The following is a 20123-nucleotide window of genomic DNA, read 5'->3' on the forward strand; positions in this document are numbered from 1 at the left end:
AAGGGAAAGAAGCCGGGATTGCCCCGAAACCGCCCCGCCCGAAACCGGGCAAGAAGAGCGACCGCTTGTGCTTCCTACGCCAGTATCAACTGGGTCAGGTTCAAAGGGTCGCTTCACCGCACGCCAGACGTTGACGTCTAACTTGCTATCAGCCTCTCAGTCCCTTAGGCGGGACTCCCCTGACGTACGGTGTAACTAGACGCTTGATTGGTGTGCGTCAACCGGCGGCAGAAGATGTCCGTCCCGCAAAGTAATGATACAGTTGGGTGTCTGCTGGCGTGTGTGGTTTGAACCCGGACCCGTTTCAATGCGGAATATCCCGAATTGTTTGATGTGGCCGTCAAACAGGAAGCGAAACATCAGTTTAATAACTTTCGGTTGCGTCGATTTGGCGGAGCAGGTTTTTTCAGAGCGACAGCGCAGCAACGAGCGGCCGATCGTGATTCTCAAGTAGTTTGGATTCGACTCACTCTCAAGTTCATGCGGGCTGGAGCCCTCAACCGGCAGCTTGACAGGCATGATCAGAGCCAATTCAGCCCCGCGCTACGTCATGCGTCAAGCAGCACCCTCGCTTCGTACCCCTTCAGCGACAGCCGCGCGGCCTGGAAATCGAGAGCGCCCATCGTCAACTCTGGGAACAATGCTTCGATCTCGGCGCGTTGCTCACTGTCCATGTTCGACAGGGTGCGATCCGCTGGCTGGAAGCTTTCGGTCCACGCCCCATCGGCACGAATGATTTCGTGGCGGTCGAACAACAGATGGACATAAGTTACCCCATAGGTCTGCATCTGTTCGATTCCGGGCATTGTGGTCTGATGGGTTGCCGCGACCAGCACTTCCGGCTCGCCAAACAACATCTCGGCCCGCGCCCCTTCGATCAGCATGCGGTGCTGCGGCGAAACCATCATATCGCGCGCTGGCAGACCGCGATCAAGTGAGCCCGCGGCAATCCGGATCGGTTGCAGCTTGGGCTGCACGATCAAATCCGCAATACTAAAGTCGCGCTTGCCGATCCAACGCAGGGGTTGCAGCCCATTGTCCAGCGTTTCCACCAAGTAGCCGGGTTGCATGTCCTCGACCGCGATCACACCGTGATCCGTCAGGATCATCGTGCCGGGGGTGAAGCAGGGCAACACCTTCTCAATGTTCGTGAAACCCATCGAACCAATGACATGCCCCGACGCGTCGAGGAACTGGACACTCCCATTCTCGTGGTTCAGCGGGTCATAGATGATGTTGGTTCGCGACCAGCCCCAGGCGCTTAGGTCCAGCAGATCGTTGTCGGTCGACCCTTCGCCGCCATCTATAGTATCACCGATGCCACCGAAGAAGGTGTCGTTGCCATTGCCGCCGCTCAGCGTGTCATCGCCCGCGCCGCCGTCCAGCACGTCGCCGCCGTCGCCGCCGATCAGAAGGTTGTTGCGGTCGTTGCCGGTCAGGCTGTCGTTGAAGGCCGAGCCGGTCAGGTTCTCGATCCCGCTTAGCGTATCGCCCGCTGCATCGCCGCCCGAGCCAAGTCCGGTGACCAGGTTCACCGTCACGCCCGCCGCAGAGGCCGAGTAATCCGCCGTATCGGTGCCCGCGCCGCCGATCAGGCTGTCCGCCCCGGCACCGCCGACCAGCGTGTCATTGCCCGCGCCGCCATCCAGCACATTGGCCCCGGCATCGCCGGTCAGGCTGTCCGCCAGACCGGAACCAATCAAATTCTCAATGCCGGTGAGGGTATCACCTGCGGCATCGCCGCCCGAGCCAAGTCCGGTGACCAGGTTCACCGTCACGCCCGCCGCAGAGGCCGAGTAATCCGCCGTATCCGTGCCGCTGCCGCCGATCAGGCTGTCCGCGCCAGCGCCGCCCACCAGCGTATCATTGCCCGCGCCGCCATCCAGCACATTGGCCCCGGCATCACCGGTCAGGCTGCCGTTGAAGGCCGAACCGGTCAGGTTCTCGATCCCGCTCAACGTATCGCTCGCCGCAGCGCCGCCCGCGCTAAGTCCGGTGGTCAGATTGACAGTGACACCCGCCGAGGAGGCCGAGTAATCCGCCGTGTCCGTGCCGCTGCCGCCGATCAGGCTGTCCGCGCCAGCACCGCCGACCAGCGTATCGTTGCCAACGCCGCCGTCGAGCGTGTCGTTGCTCGCACCGCCGTCGAGGACATTGGCATTGCTGTCGCCGGTCAGGCTGTCGGCAAAACCCGTGCCGGTCAGGTTCTCGATTCCGGTGAGTATATCGCCTGCGGCATTGCCGCCCGAGCCGAGCCCAGTGACCAGGTTCACCGTCACGCCCGCCGCAGAGGCCGAGTAATCCGCCTGATCGGTGCCAGCGCCGCCGATCAGGCTGTCCGCGCCGGCACCGCCGACCAGCGTGTCGTTGCCCGCGCCGCCGTCCAGCACATTGGCATTGCCGTCGCCGGTGAGTAGATCGTTGAAGGCCGAGCCGGTCAGGATCTCGATTCCGCTCAGCGTATCGCTCGCCGCAGCGCCGCCCGCGCCAAGGCCGGTGGTCAGGTTGACGGTGACACCCGCCGAGGAGGCCGAGTAATCCGCCGTGTCCGTGCCGCTGCCGCCGATCAGGCTGTCCGCTCCGGCACCGCCGACCAGCGTGTCGTTGCCCGCGCCACCGTCGAGCACGCTGGACCCGGCATCACCGGTCAGGCTGTCGTTGAAGGCCGAGCCGGTCAAGTTCTCGATTCCGGTGAGTATGTCGCCTGCGGCATCGCCGCCCGTGCCAAGGCCGGTGTCCAGGTTGACGGTGACCCCCGCCGAGGAGGCGGAATAATCTGCCGTATCGGTGCCGGTCCCGCCCGAGAGCGTATCGGCCCCAGAGCCCCCAGCAAGGAAATCGTCGCCATCCCCGCCGTAAAGTGTGTCGGTCCCGTCGCCGCCGTAAAGGCTGTCGTTGCATGCATCGCCGGTCAGCAGATCATTACCCGCCGCCCCCCAGAGGAGGTTCGTGCCCGAATCCCCCGTCAGCGTATCGGCAAATGAGGACCCCATGAGGTTCTCGATCCCCGTTAGTGTGTCGCCCTGTGCGTCCCCTGCTGTGGCCGTCCCGGCTACGATAGGGTTCGCCAGATTTGATCACGGCGTGAATAGTGCGTGCCATCTTTGCGGCGATGGCGGTGTAGGCCTTGCGGCGCAGATCTGGATTGTGTCGGTCCTGCGCGATGTAACGCTCGAACTTGTCTCGGAAGCTGTTCGCTTTCTTCAGGAACGCGGTCTGCCCTGCCAGCCACAAAGTGCGGCGCAGGCGGGCATTGCCATACTTGGATATCTTGCTTCGACCGCGAAACATGCCGGACTGGACGGTGGCCAGATCCATACCGCAGAACTTCAGGAATTGCCGGTGATGATGGAACCGCCGCAGGTCGCCGGTCTCGGCCAGGATGGTCAGAGCATTGATTGGTCCTATGCCGGGGATGGTGCGCAGCAGCTGATAATCCGGCCGATCCCCTAGCAATGCGACGGCACGATCTTCGATGGCATTCCGTTGGCGGATCAGGCTTCTCCCTTCAGCCAGCATCATACGGAACATGCGGATGGCGTCTGAATCCGGCGACACCGGCAATCCTGTCGACACCTTTACTGTCTCGTAAATATCTGACAACAAGTGAATAGCCCCTAGTTTGCTAGACGCCTTGCAGTTTTAGTTTCCGCTGCTGTTCGAAGGCGATTGGTGACAGCATTCCGTTTCTAACGTGTTTGCGCTGCGGGTTGTAGAAGAACTCGATGTAGTCGAACACGTCCCGCCGCGCCTCTTCGCGGGTTTTGTATTTCTTTCGCCGGATGCGTTCACGTTTGAGCAGGTTGAAGAAGCTCTCCGCCACCGCGTTATCCCAGCAGTTCCCACGGCGGCTCATGCTGGGGGCCAGATTGTGCTGCTCAAGAAACTCCTGCCACTCATAGCCGGTGAACTGGGAGCCTTGGTCGGAGTGCACATAGACCTTGGTCTTTGGTTTGCGCCGCCAGACGGCCATGAGCAGAGCCTGCAGCGGCAGGTCGGTGTAGGTGCGGCCCTGCATAGACCAACCGATGACGCGTCGGGAAAACAGATCGATCACGACCGCAAGATACAAGAAGCCCTCATGCGTGCGGATGTAAGTGATGTCGGTGAGCCAAAATTGGTCAGGCGCATCGACGTCGAACTCCCTGTTCAGCGTATTATCCGCCACGACGGCCGGGCTGCCGCCATAAGAGCCAGGCTTCTTTTTGTAACCAATCTGGGCCCTTATGCCCGCCAGACGGGCCAGACGCCAAGCCCGGTTTGGGCTGATGTCTTCGCCGAGGTCGCACAGATCATCGTGCAGCTTGCGATATCCATACACCTCGCCGCTGTCATCCCAAGCCTGCTTCAGCAGCACAGTTTGGCGCTGATCCTCCAGCGCCCGTTGGGAAAAGGGTTCGCGCAGCCACGCATAGAAGCCGCTGGGATGAACCAGAAGCATCCGACACATGGCCCTGACTGCAAAGATCAGCCGATTCTCGGCAATGAAGGCATACCTCACCGGGATTCCCTGGCGAAGTATGCGGTCGCCTTCCTAAGAAACAGCCTCTGCGACGGGTATGGGCGCAAGCGAAAAGCCGAGCGATTTGGCTCGACGCTGGAGGTTGGCTAGAACCCGCGAGCGATGGCGTTCTTCGTAGGCGGCAGCACCGGGGTCAATGTAGGTCATGCCAAAGCGCAGGGTATTGTAAAACAGGACAGCGATCTTGCGGGCTGTCGCAGTTACAGCCTTCTGTTTGCCGACCCGCGATGACAGGCGGCGGTAAAATGCTCCAAGTGCTGTGTCACTCCGGCCAATCGTGACAGCTGCCAATCGCAAAAGTGCCGCAGCGCGGCTTGAAGATCGCCGCGTTCGCGAAGACAAAAGTTTGCCGCCCGATATCTTGTTGCCAGGGGCAAGGCAGAGCCAGGAAGTGAAGTGTTTGGCGCTTGGCCATGCCCGAAGATCTGTGCCGCATTCGCCGACAAGCTTCAGGGCCAAGGATGGTCCGAGGCCATGGATTTGGGTCAAATCGACGCCGATCACGCCGTAAAGGGCCGCGCGCAAATCGAAAGATGGGGCGTTCACTTGGCGTGTTTTGACCCGCGCCTTGGGCGGCAGACCGGGGGGCGTCGCCGCTTTAATCTCGAGCGCAGCAATCGCAGCTTCCAGCTTGCGATCACATTCCAGCATCTTGGCTTGGTAAAAGTCGTAGAGGTCCAGCGACTGGGTCAGGGCGAAGATATGTTCATCGCGGTCATTGCCGACCAAGGATGCTCGGATCGTCTCGATGGACGAATGGCAACGCACATCGCGGAACCCCGCCAGAATGTCCGGATCCCTCTCGCCTGCCACAATGGCGCGAATAATCCTCATGCCGGTCGCTCCGGTGATATCGGAGACGACATGATGGAGTTGCAGATTCATCTCCATCAGCGCCTTCTGCATGTGCTGAATATGGGCCGCCGCATATTCGACCAGCCGCTCTCGCTGGCGTAAATAGGCACGCAGGGTGGCAATCTCTGCTACAGGACGGAAACTTCCCCGCAAAAGTCCATAGGAATGCAGTTGGCGCAGCCAACCGGCGTCGCTGACATCGGTCTTTCGCCCGGGCACATTCTTGGCATAGCGGGCGTTGACAAGAATAACCTCCAGCCCGTGCTGCTCAAGGATCTCAAAGGCCGGGATCCAATAGATGCCGGTGGATTCCATCGCCACAGACGTGACCCCACAGGATTTGAACCACTGCGCCAGATCGTGCAAATCATGGGTGAAGGTCCCAAAAGCGCGTATCGGCGTGTCCGTGAGGTCAGGGTTCACAGCTGCCATATGCATCTTCGATCCGATGTCGATTGCAGCGGCATTTGGATTGAGCGGTTTGAGCTGTGCGCGGTCGCCCGTCGTCATTTTGGTCATGATGCGTCCCTCCGTTCAGTTGCAGCGGAGGGTCTGGACCATGCCAATCCGTCATCTTCCTAACCGGGATCACCGCCACGGCGGTGTCACCACTCTCAAGTGCGCATCAGCCCATGTGCCACGTTTTTTAACGGGGTCGAAGCCTCCAATAAGCGAACGGCAACTACCCTCCTGCCGCTGAACATAGCACAGGCTGTTTATACCGCGCACAGGCGGGCAATAGCCCGGGACGGTTTTTTAAGATGTCCCGCTTGTCTTATCCTGAATCCAGCTCTTGTGCGATACTGGAGCCGTTGCCCGGCACGGCATTTATGCCGGGCAACGACGGGGGTCGGATCGTTTCCCGCTTGGTCGTGCTGGACCGTGGAGGAGTATGGTCGCCTTCGTCTTTTCTCTTGACCTGAACGGATACTGGGGCCTTGGGCCCGTATGACAAGACAAGGTAGAAAAGACACATGGATGATATCATCGGAATTGATGTTTCCAAAGACACGCTTGACGTCCATCGGCTTGCAGATGGATCAAACCGCCAGTTTCCAAATGGGACAGTTGGCCATAGCAAATTGCTCAAATGGCTTGAGACGCTGCCATCATTGCCCTTGGTAATATATGAAGCGACGGGTGCATATCATCGACAGCTTGAACGGCGACTTGGGGCAAAGGCTTTGTCCTTTGTAAAAGTGAACCCAAAGCAGGCACGCCGGTTTGCCCAAGCCAGCGGCAAGTTGGCAAAGACGGACCGCGTTGACAGCGAAATGCTGGCAAGGATGGGCGTGGCGTTACAGTTGACGCCAAAGACAATACAGGCGGAAAATCTGTATGATCTTAAAGAGTTACTGGCAGCGCGGCGGGCATTGATCAAGGATCGGACTGCCGCCAAGACGCGAAGAGCGACCAGCACCGTAGCGTTGATCAAGGTCCAACTCGACAGAAGGCTGCGCCAGATCGCAGACGACATCGGCAAGATCGATGCGCAAATGTTGGAAGTGGCCAGCAAAGATCAGAACATGGCAAAGCGGATGGAGCAATTGATCAGCATACCAGGGATCGGTATAAATACGGCGCTCATGATCTTAGTTGACATGCCCGAGATTGGCAGCCTGACCAACAAACAAGTCGGCAGCCTCGCGGGTCTTGCTCCGATGTCACAAAGCTCGGGGAAATGGCAGGGCAAGGCGCGGATTTTGGGCGGACGTCCCAACCTGCGCCATGCGATATTTATGCCCGCACTTGTCGCGATCAGGTTCAATTTGGATATGAAGCTGAAATACGCAGCCCTGATCGCTGCGGGGAAAGAAAAGAAGGTCGCGATCACAGCCGTCATGCGAAAGCTTCTTGTGTTAGCAAATGCTCTGCTGCGCGACGATAGAAAATGGGCCGCAAAACCGACTTGACCAAGACGGATACTCCTCCGTCACCCGCGCCAAATCGCGCTTCAGGCGGCGGATCTCATCGGCTTGTGCATCGACTTCCTGGATCACCTTCGCCGGCCGCGAAAACAGCCGCTGCCATGTGCAGATCGACTTAGTGCTGACCCCTAAACGCTCGGCCACCTCGCGGACCGGATAACCCCGTTCCTCGACCTGGGCCACCGCATCACGCTTGAACTCGTCTGTGAATTTAGCTCCGGACATCTCGTCCTCCTTGCTTCCAAAATTACCAAGCAAGGCGTCTACAAATCTAGGGGCTATTCAAAGAGAGACTTCTCAACCTTGCGCCCAACCACTTCCCACGCAGCCTGGATGAACTCCACCTTGGTCATGGCGCTGATCATGTGCGGAGAGGGGAACATCTCGAGGAACGCCAGAAACCAATCGGTGCGCGAACTCCGGTGGAAGCGATCGGCTTCCGGGAAGTAGAGCGGCAAGTAATGGGTCAGGATGCGGTGCCACAGCTCGGTCTTGGCCCGCGACACGGCATCATGGGTCTTGGACAACTCCTGAATTTCGTTCGTGCCGGCCACCATCGGGTCCTGGAAGATCTGCACCGCCCCGATCTGCAGCATGTGCAATATGACTTGGGCATCCTTCGGATCGTTTTTGTCCCAGCTGTTGTGCAGCGCCTCCCGCGTCCGGGCCAAAGCGACCGAAGACACCAGCTTAAGGTCGAACCCGGCGACGCCCAGATGATACATCAGCACCCGATGATAATTGCCAGTTGCCTCAAAACCGATCCGGACGGGCAGGCCGTATTCACGCAAGATCGCGATGAGCCGCATGGAGTCATCCGTGCTGTTGGTGATCGTCAGGCGTCGACGACGCGCCTTGCCCGGGACGGCAATCAGCACCTCGTGCCGGTGTTTGGAAATGTCGATGCCTACCAGAACACGGGCATCCGAAGTATGCTCAACCTTGGCCATAGCCGATCTCCTCTGTGGTGTGGTTCGCAAAACCACCATAGAGACCCGAGACCCGGTTATGGCCGCCTGCTGCGCAATTTGGGGGCTGCGCAGGCGGCCATAACCTTCAACGGCGCGTCATTCCCAACATGCTACGGCCATGAGTTCCAAGCGAAATTCCATTGGCACGTCGAGGACAAAGGCATCCGCCACGCCTACATCAAACCCAGTTCGCCGCAACTCAACGGCTGGACGGCAACCACCCCATCTATTCAGATGGCCACCCCGGTTACACCGTCAGCGCGGCGCAAAAGTCCACCACGTCCTCGGACACTACCAATTGAGCTTCGGGAAGCACCGGACGCCTCAACCGCGAGGTCACGCCCGGCTCGTTTCACAGGTAGCGGTAGGGATTCTCTGCACGCCTCAGGTGCAAGTTGCGCGACAACGCCATATTTGCACCATAATGTTACCCATATTAAAACCTATTCGGCACAGATGGCGCTTCGCTTTCACAGCACAGAGCCACAATTTTGTCGAATGAAATAATTGTTGAATCAGAGAGCTTCGGAGGGCGTATGAACGGAAAATGGAAACTTGATCGTTCAATTGCTCGCGGACTCTCGGATGAATGCGGAGCCGCGACTGTCGAATTCGTACTTTGGTTGCCCGTTATGGCGGCGCTCTTCGGTCTGATTGTAGATACTTCGATAGTTTTTGGAGACCAGTCGCAAATTCTGAGGGTCGTGCAAGATGTCAACCGTGCGGTTTCCATTGGACGCGTGCGAACATCAGATGACGCAGAAGCAATAATTCTTGCAGATATTCATAATATAGCCCCCAACGCATCTGTAGAGACGACTTTGTCGAATGGTATCATCGCGAGCACAGTCACAATCCCGGTGAGCGACCTGAGCGTGACCAACCTGATCGACGTTTTTCATGACTTCAACGTAACCGTGTCGGCCCAGCACCTTTCGGAGAATTGATATGCTTTCGTCATCTCTCAAAAAAATACGGCAATTCTATTCTGACGAGTCAGGTGGGATGACGGCGTTTAGCATGTTCATCTTGATTGGCACTCTGTTTGTCGGAGGCTACGCCATCGATGTCGGGAACGTCATGACAGCCCGTACCCAACTGCAGATCGCCGCCGATGCCTCCGCGCATGCAGCCTTGCTTACCCGCGAGCTCAAATCCGAAAGCGAGGCGATTGCCGCAGCACATGAGATAGCTCTCCTCAATATGCCAGAAAGCGTGTTCGGAGCCGTTCTAAACGATGCCGACATTGTTTTTGGTCAGTATGACTCCAATGCGCAAAGCTTTGTGCCCAAGTCGGGTTCCCGGGGCGCTGTACAAGTCACCACACGAAGAACGTTAGAAAATGGCAATGAAGTTGCGACTTATCTGCTGAAGTTGGTCGGTCTCGACGACTGGAATCTGACGACAACCGCGATCTTTACGACCTACCGCCCAACTTGCCTCCGCGAAGGCTTTGTTGCCGAAGGCCCAGTCGACGTACAGAGTAACAACACCTATTCGAACGGATTCTGCATTCATTCGAACAGTTACGTTTCGCTCAACAGCAACAACTACTTTGAACCCGGCACGGTCGTCTCCATGCCAAATCTTGACGATATCGAGCTGCCGAATTCCGGATTCAAGACCAACACGGGACTTGCCGACGCTTTGAGAGAAGGGTCTTGGAACATTCGGATCATAAATCGCATTGATGCTCTGATCAGCGGTTTATCGACGTTTGATTCGCTCTATTTGCCCTCTTACATTACCTCGCACACCGATAAGGGTTTTTCATCGCGCTATGTGACCCAAGCCGATTTGGAAGAGGGCAGGCTGCATACTTATACCTGTTCAGGCGGCGCTGCGCTAACAATCAAAGCGGACGTGATTGTCAAAAATGTCGTCATCGTCACAAGCTGCGACGTCAAATTCGAGCAGGGGGTGCAAATTATCAACTCAGTGATCGCGACAACCAGCACCTCGTCCAAATCGATGTCAGCAAGCTCTGGCCTTCAGGTCGGCTTGAATGACAACTGTGCTATCGGAGGTGGCTCACAGCTTGTGACCGCAGGGAGCATGAGCTTTCCATCAAATCTGCAAATCTACGGCAGCCAGCTTCTGGCCAAGAATGATATCAGCTTTTCGGCCAATGCCGATGGTATACAAGGTGCCGCAATCGTCGCAGGGGGCACGATTTCAGGCACGTCGAACATGGCGATGGGATTCTGCGGAACCGGCATGGATGGTAACTTTAACGCAGGATATTTCAAGCTCGTCTATTAAGATCCGCATGCCCCGAACAAGTAGTCAGACATTCTGAACCTCGTGGAGACATCCACTAATTCAAAACTAGTGATGTTCCAGCTTTCTCCATTCTGGCGCAGGCAAAGCCATCGAGAACAATTTTTGCGCTCATAAGCAGCGCCGCCATGACGACGACATGAGAGGTGGTTCAGTTTGTCTGAACAGGCTCGGGGTGTTTTCTAAATGGTTTTTCCGCCTGGGTCACGCAGCTACCGTCTCGAGTGTCGGCTGGAAGAAGGCATGATCGGGGTTTTCCCGTCAAGCGATGAATGTGGTCGGCGACTGTGGCAGAAGCCGAGATAGCGGCCGGTGCCTGCGGGGGCCTCTGAGACGTCGGCATTGGCTCGCAGGTAGACTTCCTCGTATTTGATGGCCCACCAGATGCGCGAGACGAAGACGTTGTCCTGCTAGGCCCCTCTGCCGTCCAAGCTGATTTTGATCTCGCGGGCAGCCATCACCTTGAAGAAGTGCGCGGTGAACACCGGCTTCAGCTCATAGGCCGCCTTGCTGAACCGCCGCAAGGCGCCAACCTTGACTATGAATGTTGCAGCGCAGATCAGCTTGACCCCACGCAATGCTTGCGGATGTTCCACCACCGGAGCCAGCGGCCTGTCGATCAAGCTGTCCTCAATCCGCTTTTCCAATAGGACCGGAAAGATCTTGTCGTGCCGCAACAGAAAAGATCGTATCTCCTGGCGCTTGCGGGTGCGGTCCTTCACGGAAGCCTCGCGGGCGAGGATCAAGTCACGCATGGCTTCGAGCGCAACATCCGGTGTCCAGATCTCAGTCAGTTTGCAAGCCCTATCCAGACGCGCCAACATCTCCGCGTCACGACGGTTAGTCTTGATCTGGTCATCGCAGACCCACCTTGGCACACCGATGCCGTCGGGGGGCGGTCACATCATCAACGCCGGTGACAGGCGATGAAGTGTTTGCGCTTGCTATGCAGCGGTAACTCAGCATGATTCGGAATGCCTATTCGATAATCGTAGGTTGAGCATTGGGAGACCGACGCGACCATTATTGTCACTGATTCTGGATAATTTCAGCAGTAACCATTGTGAAATTCGTATGGCGAAAAACCGCCAATAAAGGGATGTTTTGGTCCGATACACACTTACCTCCATTTTCTTGGAGAATTTTTAAAAACAGCCGAAATGTGAGTCCACATGCTTTCGGCCCAGGTCCATAAACTCTGGTTTATGGCACATTTTTTTCAGTGTTTGACCAATAGTTTATTCGCAAAAGCAGTATGATTGGTCAGCTTGCTTTGACAAGCCCGGGGGGCGATATGCTCCCAAACGGCACTCATCTTTTTGCATACATCGAAAGGGTCCAACAATGTCCATTACCGCTGACGGCCGCTTCTCCTTCATCTTTGACGAAAGCGGTTCAGGAACCGCAATCGCAGAGGTCGACGAGGTCGGGACGATTTTGCCCGAGCCAATAACGGCCGGCGAAACCTTTGCGATTTTGGGCCTCAGCGGCGATGATCTGGATAATGAATTCAACGCCGGAGATGGCGACGACACGCTGAATGGCGATGCGGGCGACGACACGCTGAATGGCGATGCGGGAGATGACGACGTGTCCGGCGGTGACGGGAATGACGACGTGTCCGGCGGAGTTGGCAACGACAGTCTGGCAGGGGGTACGGGCAACGACTTGGTTCACGGTGGCACGGGCAATGACCACGTGTTGGGGGGTATTGGCGACGACGACCTGAATGGCGATGCAGGCGACGACGACCTGAATGGCGATGCGGGAGATGACGACGTGTCCGGCGGTGACGGGAATGACGACGTGTCCGGCGGATTTGGCAACGACAGTCTGGCAGGGGGTACGGGCAACGACTTGGTTCACGGTGGCACGGGCAATGACCACGTGTTGGGAGGTATTGGCGACGACGACCTGAATGGCGATGCAGGCGACGACGACCTCAATGGCGATGCAGGAGATGACGACGTGTCCGGCGGTGACGGGAATGACGACGTGTCCGGCGGATTTGGCAACGACAGTCTGGCAGGGGGTACGGGCAACGACTTGGTTCACGGTGGCACGGGCAATGACCACGTGTTGGGGGGTATTGGCGACGACGACCTGAATGGCGATGCAGGCGACGACGACCTCAATGGCGATGCGGGAGGTGACGACGTGTCCGGCGGTGACGGGAATGACGACGTGTCCGGCGGATTTGGCAACGACAGTCTGGCAGGGGGTACGGGCAACGACTTGGTTCACGGTGGCACGGGCAATGACCACGTGTTGGGAGGTATTGGCGACGACGACCTGAATGGCGATGCAGGCGACGACGACCTCAATGGCGATGCAGGAGATGACGACGTGTCCGGCGGTGACGGGAATGACGACGTGTCCGGCGGATTTGGCAACGACAGTCTGGAAGGGGGTACGGGCAACGACTTGGTTCACGGTGGCACGGGCAATGACCACGTGTTGGGAGGTATTGGCGACGACGACCTGAATGGCGATGCAGGCGACGACGACCTCAATGGCGATGCGGGAGATGACGACGTGTCCGGCGGTGACGGGAATGACGACGTGTCCGGCGGATTTGGCAACGACAGTCTGGCAGGGGGTACGGGCAACGACTTGGTTCACGGTGGCACGGGCAATGACCACGTGTTGGGAGGTATTGGCGACGACGACCTGAATGGCGATGCAGGCGACGACGACCTCAATGGCGATGCAGGAGATGACGACGTGTCCGGCGGTGACGGGAATGACGACGTGTCCGGCGGATTTGGCAACGACAGTCTGGCAGGGGGTACGGGCAACGACTTGGTTCACGGTGGCACGGGCAATGACCACGTGTTGGGAGGTATTGGCGACGACGACCTGAATGGCGATGCAGGCGACGACGACCTCAATGGCGATGCGGGAGATGACGACGTGTCCGGCGGTGACGGGAATGACGACGTGTCCGGCGGATTTGGCAACGACAGTCTGGCAGGGGGTACGGGCAACGACTTGGTTCACGGTGGCACGGGCAAGGACCTCGTGTTGGGGGGTATTGGCGACGACGACCTGAATGGCGATGCGGGAACTGATATTTTGCGTGGCGGAGTTGGCAACGACAGATTAAACGGTGGCGGCGAGGCTGATTACCTGACTGGCGGCGCTGGAGCGGACACGTTCGTCTTCAACTCAACCTCGCTATCTTTTAACGGCCATTCGCTTGACGTAATTTCCGACTTCACCTCTGGCGAGGATATTCTTGACGTGACGGCGCTCCATGTTGCTTACATCGACCAAGCCGACTTCTCGGCATTGGCCGGGGCGGGGGAGATGCGCTTGCAAGACTCTGCCAACGGCGCAACGCTGGAGCTCGACGTGAACGGCGACGGCACTCTAGACATGGCTGTTCTACTTAAGGGAGTGCACAGCATCGACGCGGCTCACGACTTTTTATTCTAAGCCACGACAGCGCAAGGCAAGACCCTGCCCACACGGATCATTCCGTGTGGGCAGGGTACATATGATCTTGGCGGATATCTGGGGCTATAGTTCGGCACCGCGTCGAAGTCGAAGCCGGACAGGGTCTTGCCCGGCGGCAGGTGTGCTTCGGTGAGGTGACGTTCGATTCGTCGTTGCCCGCGTTCAGAAATCTCGTGTTCTGCGAGGGCAGAGAACGCAGCCATCTAGCAGGGCCGCATCGCCACAACTCAAAAAGTCGAAACGCTGCTGGAATCTGGCCTGATCGATATGGTGATTGACGCGACGGGCATTCCCTCGGTCGGTGCAGAGATCGGCCTTGCGGCCATGGAACGCGGCAAGCATCTGGTGATGATGAACGTCGAGGCCGACGTGACGATTGGTGGCCGTCCGGCCCGCACGGCCAGCCTTGTGGCCCGCTTTGGCCGCGTCACGCTCAAGCGCCCCGCCAATCTGGCTAGGCAGGCGGGGTTGGCCGAGACTGTGGAAGTCAGCCTTGTCGAGGTCTGCGAGGTGGATGCGCCGCCGGGCGCCGAGCCCATCCTGTGGCGGCTTCTGACCACCCACCGGGTCGAGGATGCGGCGATGGCCTGGCGCGTGATTGGCTGGTACCCGCAGCGCTGTCATATCGAGCAATTCCTCCGCACCCTGAAACAGCAGGGACTGCAACTGGAAGACAGCCAGTTGGAAAACGCCGTGGTTGATCAAGCTGACCGCGATTGCTGCCCGTGCTGATTGCACCACCATGCAACTCCTCCAGGCGCGCGATGGCAGGTCCGGGCAGGACGCCAGGGTCACCTTCTCGCCCCCCGAACTCGAAGTGACGTTGCCCCCTGCGGCTAATCCAGTTTGAGATAGACTCTGGCCCAACCGAAAGGACCAGAGAGATGAAGCGCAGCAGGTTCACCGAGGATCAGATCATCGGCATTCTGAAAGAGCATGAGACCGGGATTTCTGTGGCCGACCTGTGCCGCAAGCACGGTGTCAGCGATGCGACCGTTTACAAATGGAAGGCCAAGTATGGCGGCATGGATGTCAGCGAGGCAAAGCGGCTGAAGGGCCTCGAAGACGAGAACGCCCGGCTGAAGCGGTTGCTGGCGGATGCCATGCTCGACAATGCGGCGCTGAAGGATCTCCTCGGAAAAAAATGGTAGCGCCCGCCGCGCAGCGGCAAGCGGTAGCACAACTTGTGGAGGGCCATGGGATGAGCGAGCGGCGGGCGTGTCGGGTGATCGGATGTTGCCGGATGACCATGCGGTATGAGGTGGTCCGTCAGGATGACGCGGTGCTACGGGAACGGCTGAATGAATTGGCCAAGGTCCGACGCCGGTTCGGCTACCGGCGCCTCCATGTGTTCCTGCGGCGCGAAGGCCACGAGGTCAATCACAAGCGCTTGTTTCGCATCTATCGCGAAGAAAGGCTCCAAGTGCGCCGTCGGGGTGGGCGCAAACGGGCGATCGGCACGCGCGCTCCGATGGCGCTGCCGTTTGCGCCGAACCAGCGGTGGTCATTGGATTTTGTGTCTGACCAGTTGACCGATGGACGCCGGTTCCGGATCATGACCGTTGTGGATGATTGCACGCGCGAATGTCTGGCGTTGGTTGCCGACACCTCACTCTCAGGCGCGCGTGTGGCGCGGGAACTGGCGACCCTCTTTGAGGCTCGCGGCAAGCCTGCAACGGTGGTCAGTGACAATGGCACCGAGTTCACCTCGAACGCGATCCTGATCTTCGCCGATGACCGAAAGATCCACTGGCACTACATCGCGCCTGGAAAGCCGACCCAGAATGCCTTCATCGAAAGCTTCAACGGTCGCCTGCGGGATGAGCTTCTGAACGAAACCCTCTTCCCGTCCCTGCATCATGCCCGTGTGACGCTGGCCGCCTGGCGCAACGACTACAATACCGAACGACCCCACTCGCGCCTCGGCTGGCAAACGCCCGCCGCCTTCGCCCTGACCTTCACCCCGCAACGGGATCTGACGCTCCGCAATTCGATCAGCTCCGCGCCAGCCCCCGTTGCCCACCCCGCCCAAAAGGGCCAAACTCAAACCCGGAGTCTCGCTCACGCTGGATAAAACTTGGGGGCAACGTCAGAAGGCAAGACCGCGCTCCAGAAGAACCCTCATCCGCTTGAAACGCTTGCCTGGGCCGCGTGGATCATCGCCAAGCTCGGTGGATGGGACGGCTATCCAAAATCCAAACCGCCCGGCCCGATAACCTTCCGCCACGGTCTCCAATACTTCAAATCCCTCGCCCACGGATGGAGGCTCAGAGATGTGTGAATCGCCTAGCGCTTTTCAGGGGGGACTCGTCAAACCAGGGTCGCCGTGATCGAGGACCACCATTGCTTTCGTCACTCAGACCATATCTTCCTCACAGCAGTCCCTTTTCTGCCCGCCGCAGGAACTCGACCACCTTCCAGGTGCTTTCGATTTCAGCCTCAAGGAATGCACGGTGTTTTTCATCCGTCTCGCTCTCCAGGCTGGTTTCAAGTTCGGCCAGTTCCTCCTCAAAATCAGCTTTGCGCGATATCCAAAGGTCCCAAGTCGCCTTTTCCTCCTTGGTCGACGGACCCACAACACGCGCTGTGCCGGCGCGGAGATCAATCAGCACATTGTCGGGATGCGGTAAGGGTTCAGGCAGACCTATAATATTATGCCGTTTCCGCCGGTCCAGTTCACGCTCCCAGTCGACCTTGTAGGAGATTGCGGTCTGCAGCCATTCGTCGTGAAGTGCCTTGTTGCTGTTTTCAACCGAGGCCAGCAGTTCAGCGAAGAGACGTTGTGACCTGTGCTGGCCCTTGACGGCGCTGACCGCCAGTGAACGCAATACAGCCTGAGCGATCGGGACGGTAACGTTGCGGTCGCCGTCCCGTACCTTGATGTCGCGGTAGGCTTCTGCAAGAATGATCGACTTCATCCTTTCTTCATTGAGACCTGGCACCCGGTTCTTGACACCTTTCGGTCTGCCACGCGGGTTGCCTGACTGACCCTTCTGGAAGCGGGTTGTCGCCGGTGGTTTGGCGTAGCCGACCTCATAGCTAGGACGGACAGCCAGTGATCGGGATTTGCCCAGACCCCGTTTGGTCCGGACTGGTTTATCTGGCGGGTCTTGCGGGGTCGAATTCATTCGGCAGCTACCAGCACTGCCGCGGTCGCAACGCGCGGCCAGCCGCAGACCAGATGTTCCGCTTGATCTTTGGCATGGACCTCCCAGCGGGCGAGGATGCGGTCGCAGTAGATCGGATCGAGTTCGATCACACGGGCACGACGTCCGGTCTTTTCAGCGGCGATGAGGGTCGAGCCAGATCCGCCAAAGCTGTCGAGGACGATCTCACCGCGACCCGAGACGTCCTTGATCGCATCGGCGATCATCTGCACCGGCTTCACCGTTGGATGCAGGGCAAGCTCCTCCATGCGCCCTTTGCGCATCGTGTTGATGCCCCGGTACTGCCAGACGTTGGTGCGGTAGCGGCCGTGCTGGCCAAGCTCGAAACTGTTGATATGCGGCGCCTCGCCCTTCTTGAAGGCAAAGATCAACTCGTGGCGCGACCGGTAGAACGTTCCCATGCCCCCGTTGTCCTTGGCCCAGACGATCAGGTTCTTCAACTCCGTATAGGCGATCTGACCCGCTGCTAGCATTTCGCCCATATGGCGCCAGTCCATGCAGACGTAGTGGATCGAGCCATCGACGCTGTTGTGCGCCAGATTGTGCAGCGCTTGGGTCAGAAACGCGGTGAACTCCGGCACCGTCATCTCACCCGATGCCATGGCGAACTCCCTGTGCTTGATCTTGCCCGATCCACCGACATGCCCGTCGATTTTCACATTGTAGGGCGGATCGGTAAAGACCATGCGGGCCTGCTCGCCCTGCATTAGCACGTCCATCACTGCCGGATCGAGTGCATCGCCGCACGCCAGGCGGTGCGCACCGAGCTGCCAGACATCTCCCGGGTTCACTCGCTGCGGGGCATTGTCAGGCAGGATGTCATCCTCGGGGTCGCCGGGCTCTTCGGGAGTAAGGCCTTCAACCAAGGCATCCATCTCTGCCACTTCAAAGCCAATGACGCCGATATCGAAGCCCAAATCTTCGATCGCTGAGAGGGCTTTCAGCTCTTCCGCGAGGATTTCGTCATCCCAGCCGGCATTTAAAGCCAACTTGTTGTCCGCGATGACATAGGCGCGTTTTTCGGCCTCAGTCATATTCTCGATGCGCAGACAGGGCACTTCGGCCAGCCCCAGCTCCTCGGCCGCCCGTACCCGGCCGTGACCGGCAAGGATCGTGCGCGACTGATCGATCAGCACCGGGTTTGTGAACCCGAAGGTGCGGATCGATGCCGCGATCTGGCGGATCTGTTTTTTGGAATGGGTCCGGGCATTGCGGCCCCAAGGCCGCAGATCCTGCGGTGCAATCATTTCGATGGTCTGTGTCATGGCGGCAGCTTCCTTCAGCCAAGTGTGAGCGGGCGAAGTCCGCAAGATGGAATCGCTCTGCCACAGACTGCGCGCCCAAACACACTTCGTCAATATGTGTTACCCATCACGACACAATTTTATTTTCCATAGTTGCAGCCCAACACAGCTCATTCTCTATAATTCGTGGTGGAATACCTTCAGATTGTTGAAGACCGCATACCGGATGGCCTTGTTATGTTGGAGCTGTCCGACAACGATGCCTGGCGCGATACCAAGTGATTTGGCGAAAGCGAGCACCTCGCCCTCAGTGCGGGTAAACGTCAGACGAAACGACCGCATCGCAGCGGAAGGAATGAGGAAGTCCGCGGCCCAGATGTTGGCCTCGGCTTCTTCCTTCGGTCCAGCGCTGCCGGAGCTTTTTTCCATGTCGATGAAGATGGCCTTGCGGCTGTGCAGGAGAAGATGTGCACATTCATGGAAGAACGTAAACCAGAAGTGGTCGTCCGACTTGTACCGGAAGCTTTGCTGGATCAGCGCCTTGCGCGGGCTCAACCATCGCGATACGCCGCTGACTCGCATTTTAGGCAGCGGCGGTTCTAGGACGAAAGCAACGCCCGCCGCAGCACATTTTGCCTCGATTTCTGGAAGAGCTTCCGTGATGGGCATCAAGGTAAGTCTGCGGATATCTTTAAGCGCCGCAAGGAAGGCATCGCGGTCATAATCCCGGCAGACGATGCTGGCGGCCTGACGTTCCCCAATCCGGAGCCAAGCGGCAAGCGACCAGGGGTCGTTGTCAAATGTCTCTGAGGTGCGAAAGTCGGCCTGCAGAAGCTCATCGATCCGGTCCACGCAGGCCTTGACGCCCCCCACGGAAAAAAACTTCAGCAATTCCTGAACTTGGTCGGCTTTGTCTGGCGGACGTTTCAGATAGCCGCGTGCGGCAAGTTCGGCGAGCGGGAACGCTTTGGCCCAGTCATGGCTTGCAGCGAGATGCTGGCCCTCGGTATCACGGGCCTGATGCAGCTGGTATGCCGCTTCCATATTGCTCCAGATCGCCGCCGGCACACCGAGCACCCGTTCAAGCTGAAGGGCGGTTGCAGGTTCGAGGGGTGCCCTGCCACTGACAATCTCTGCCATCAACTTGCCCGAGCGCCCGCAGCGACGGGCCAACTCACGTGCCGATATCCCGAGGTGCTCGAGGTACTCCTGCACAAGATCGCCTGGAGGCGAAGCGTGATCGGGCGTGTAGGCGCGGGAGGAACTCATATTTGTCATGATTGTCGGTCCTTCGCTGTACGAACCGGTTCTGGTCCTATGATCAAGAGCTTCAAGACTAGCGAGAAGTCGGTGTCCTCTGCGGCCTCAAAAGGAATTGTCTGGAAGAGGAGCTGGTGATCGGCTCCCAGTGCGACAGAAAAATTCCCCTGCAAAGCGAGGCGCGTCAGACCTACCGGTGGTCCCGCGGGGACATCGGCAAGCGATGGCGAGGCCGCAAGAACCGCCAGCCTGCAGATGATTTTCCGCGCGAGTTCGGCGCCGAATTCGTGCACAAGGGCGCTCTTGCTGCAACAAAGGGCCCGGATCTTGGCATCCGGGAAGCTCAGGTCCACGGGAATATCCTGAAGTGTTTCGCAATACGTAACAAGATATTGTTGTCGGCGCAATAGGAAACAGCATCTATGCTCCGTCAGACG

Annotated in this window: 14 protein-coding genes and 5 pseudogenes; 8 read left to right on the plus strand and 11 right to left on the minus strand. The window is 58.4% G+C overall.

Translation table 11 applies throughout. The features are described from left to right. Positions 1-195 precede the first annotated feature (195 nt). From ACS5RD_RS09205 to ACS5RD_RS09225, 5 genes and pseudogenes are all read right to left on the minus strand, one after another. A complete protein-coding gene (locus ACS5RD_RS09205) occupies positions 196-531 on the minus strand; it encodes a hypothetical protein (protein ID WP_489930934.1) in 336 nt (111 codons plus the stop codon). Positions 532-548: 17 nt separating this feature from the next. Further along, complete coding sequence (locus ACS5RD_RS09210; protein WP_489930935.1) at positions 549-2993, minus strand: Hint domain-containing protein; 2445 nt, start codon at positions 2991-2993, stop codon at positions 549-551. Next, positions 2923-3624, minus strand: a pseudogene (locus tag ACS5RD_RS09215) (transposase); the annotation flags it as partial. The gene ACS5RD_RS09210 and the pseudogene ACS5RD_RS09215, both read right to left, overlap by 71 nt. Before the next feature lies 1 nt (position 3625). Beyond that, positions 3626-4525, minus strand: a pseudogene (locus tag ACS5RD_RS09220) (IS3 family transposase); the annotation flags it as partial. A 9-nt stretch (positions 4526-4534) separates the two neighbouring features. Continuing rightward, positions 4535-5896 carry an IS110 family RNA-guided transposase gene (locus ACS5RD_RS09225; RefSeq protein WP_489930936.1) on the minus strand — a complete coding sequence of 454 codons (1362 nt, stop codon included), beginning with the start codon at positions 5894-5896 and terminating at the stop codon, positions 4535-4537. A gap of 455 nt (positions 5897-6351) precedes the next feature. Here ACS5RD_RS09225 and ACS5RD_RS09230 point away from each other — a divergent pair, with 455 nt between their 5' ends. Beyond that, positions 6352-7290, plus strand: coding sequence for an IS110 family transposase (locus ACS5RD_RS09230; RefSeq protein WP_489927673.1), 939 nt, complete (start codon positions 6352-6354; stop codon positions 7288-7290). Here the strand turns inward: ACS5RD_RS09230 and ACS5RD_RS09235 are convergent. Together ACS5RD_RS09235 and ACS5RD_RS09240 are read right to left on the minus strand one after the other, a co-directional pair. Beyond that, entirely contained in the window at positions 7237-7530 is a 294-nt protein-coding gene (locus ACS5RD_RS09235) for a transposase (RefSeq protein ID WP_489930937.1), read from the minus strand. The genes ACS5RD_RS09230 and ACS5RD_RS09235 overlap by 54 nt on opposite strands. 68 nt (positions 7531-7598) lie before the next feature. Next, a pseudogene (locus ACS5RD_RS09240) lies at positions 7599-8255 on the minus strand (IS110 family transposase); the annotation flags it as partial. Between the two features lie 135 nt (positions 8256-8390). Between ACS5RD_RS09240 and ACS5RD_RS09245 the strand changes: the two are divergent. The 3 genes and pseudogenes from ACS5RD_RS09245 to ACS5RD_RS09255 form a co-directional block, all read left to right on the plus strand. Then, positions 8391-8483, plus strand: a pseudogene (locus ACS5RD_RS09245) (IS481 family transposase); the annotation flags it as partial. Between the two features lie 329 nt (positions 8484-8812). After that, positions 8813-9223, plus strand: coding sequence for a TadE/TadG family type IV pilus assembly protein (locus tag ACS5RD_RS09250; protein WP_489930938.1), 411 nt, complete (start codon positions 8813-8815; stop codon positions 9221-9223). 58 nt (positions 9224-9281) lie between these two features. Beyond that, entirely contained in the window at positions 9282-10538 is a 1257-nt protein-coding gene (locus ACS5RD_RS09255) for a pilus assembly protein TadG-related protein (RefSeq protein ID WP_489931358.1), read from the plus strand. A gap of 230 nt (positions 10539-10768) precedes the next feature. Here ACS5RD_RS09255 and ACS5RD_RS09260 read toward each other — a convergent pair. Continuing rightward, a pseudogene (locus tag ACS5RD_RS09260) lies at positions 10769-11002 on the minus strand (integrase core domain-containing protein); the annotation flags it as partial. Positions 11003-11900: 898 nt separating this feature from the next. Between ACS5RD_RS09260 and ACS5RD_RS09265 the strand changes: the two are divergent. The 3 genes from ACS5RD_RS09265 to ACS5RD_RS09275 all read left to right on the plus strand — a co-directional run bounded on the left by ACS5RD_RS09265 (position 11901) and on the right by ACS5RD_RS09275 (position 16089). Then, positions 11901-13994, plus strand: coding sequence for a calcium-binding protein (locus tag ACS5RD_RS09265; protein ID WP_489930939.1), 2094 nt, complete (start codon positions 11901-11903; stop codon positions 13992-13994). Positions 13995-14285: 291 nt separating this feature from the next. Then, positions 14286-14747 carry a hypothetical protein gene (locus ACS5RD_RS09270; RefSeq protein WP_489930940.1) on the plus strand — a complete coding sequence of 154 codons (462 nt, stop codon included), beginning with the start codon at positions 14286-14288 and terminating at the stop codon, positions 14745-14747. Between the two features lie 152 nt (positions 14748-14899). Then, a protein-coding gene (locus ACS5RD_RS09275) for an IS3 family transposase (protein ID WP_156317321.1) occupies positions 14900-16089 on the plus strand; the annotation gives its coding sequence in 2 pieces (ribosomal slippage) (positions 14900-15158 and positions 15158-16089; 1191 coding nt in all). A 298-nt stretch (positions 16090-16387) separates the two neighbouring features. Here ACS5RD_RS09275 and ACS5RD_RS09280 read toward each other — a convergent pair. The 3 genes from ACS5RD_RS09280 to ACS5RD_RS09290 all read right to left on the minus strand — a co-directional run bounded on the left by ACS5RD_RS09280 (position 16388) and on the right by ACS5RD_RS09290 (position 19704). Further along, positions 16388-17143 carry a DUF5681 domain-containing protein gene (locus ACS5RD_RS09280; RefSeq protein WP_489930941.1) on the minus strand — a complete coding sequence of 252 codons (756 nt, stop codon included), beginning with the start codon at positions 17141-17143 and terminating at the stop codon, positions 16388-16390. Then, complete coding sequence (locus tag ACS5RD_RS09285; RefSeq protein WP_489930942.1) at positions 17140-18447, minus strand: site-specific DNA-methyltransferase; 1308 nt, start codon at positions 18445-18447, stop codon at positions 17140-17142. Before ACS5RD_RS09285 ends, ACS5RD_RS09280 begins: the two co-directional genes overlap by 4 nt. 156 nt (positions 18448-18603) lie before the next feature. Then, on the minus strand, positions 18604-19704 hold the full coding sequence (locus ACS5RD_RS09290) for a HigA family addiction module antitoxin (RefSeq protein ID WP_489930943.1): 1101 nt from the start codon (positions 19702-19704) through the stop codon (positions 18604-18606). Positions 19705-19820: 116 nt separating this feature from the next. On the opposite strand from ACS5RD_RS09290, the gene ACS5RD_RS09295 reads away from it, so the two are divergent. After that, positions 19821-20096: a hypothetical protein gene (locus tag ACS5RD_RS09295; RefSeq protein WP_489930944.1), complete on the plus strand. Its 276-nt coding sequence runs from the start codon at positions 19821-19823 to the stop codon at positions 20094-20096. Positions 20097-20123: the final 27 nt, after the last annotated feature.

This window comes from Cypionkella sp. PAMC25878, from assembly GCF_058135695.1.

Coding starts and splice junctions, on each gene's coding strand:
- ACS5RD_RS09210 (WP_489930935.1), bottom strand. CDS start 2,993: ATGGGGTCCTCATTTGCCGATACGCTGACGGGGGATTCGGGCACGAAC.
- ACS5RD_RS09225 (WP_489930936.1), bottom strand. CDS start 5,896: ATGACCAAAATGACGACGGGCGACCGCGCACAGCTCAAACCGCTCAAT.
- ACS5RD_RS09230 (WP_489927673.1), top strand. CDS start 6,352: ATGGATGATATCATCGGAATTGATGTTTCCAAAGACACGCTTGACGTC.
- ACS5RD_RS09235 (WP_489930937.1), bottom strand. CDS start 7,530: ATGTCCGGAGCTAAATTCACAGACGAGTTCAAGCGTGATGCGGTGGCC.
- ACS5RD_RS09250 (WP_489930938.1), top strand. CDS start 8,813: ATGAACGGAAAATGGAAACTTGATCGTTCAATTGCTCGCGGACTCTCG.
- ACS5RD_RS09255 (WP_489931358.1), top strand. CDS start 9,282: ATGACGGCGTTTAGCATGTTCATCTTGATTGGCACTCTGTTTGTCGGA.
- ACS5RD_RS09265 (WP_489930939.1), top strand. CDS start 11,901: ATGTCCATTACCGCTGACGGCCGCTTCTCCTTCATCTTTGACGAAAGC.
- ACS5RD_RS09280 (WP_489930941.1), bottom strand. CDS start 17,143: ATGAATTCGACCCCGCAAGACCCGCCAGATAAACCAGTCCGGACCAAA.
- ACS5RD_RS09285 (WP_489930942.1), bottom strand. CDS start 18,447: ATGACACAGACCATCGAAATGATTGCACCGCAGGATCTGCGGCCTTGG.
- ACS5RD_RS09290 (WP_489930943.1), bottom strand. CDS start 19,704: ATGACAAATATGAGTTCCTCCCGCGCCTACACGCCCGATCACGCTTCG.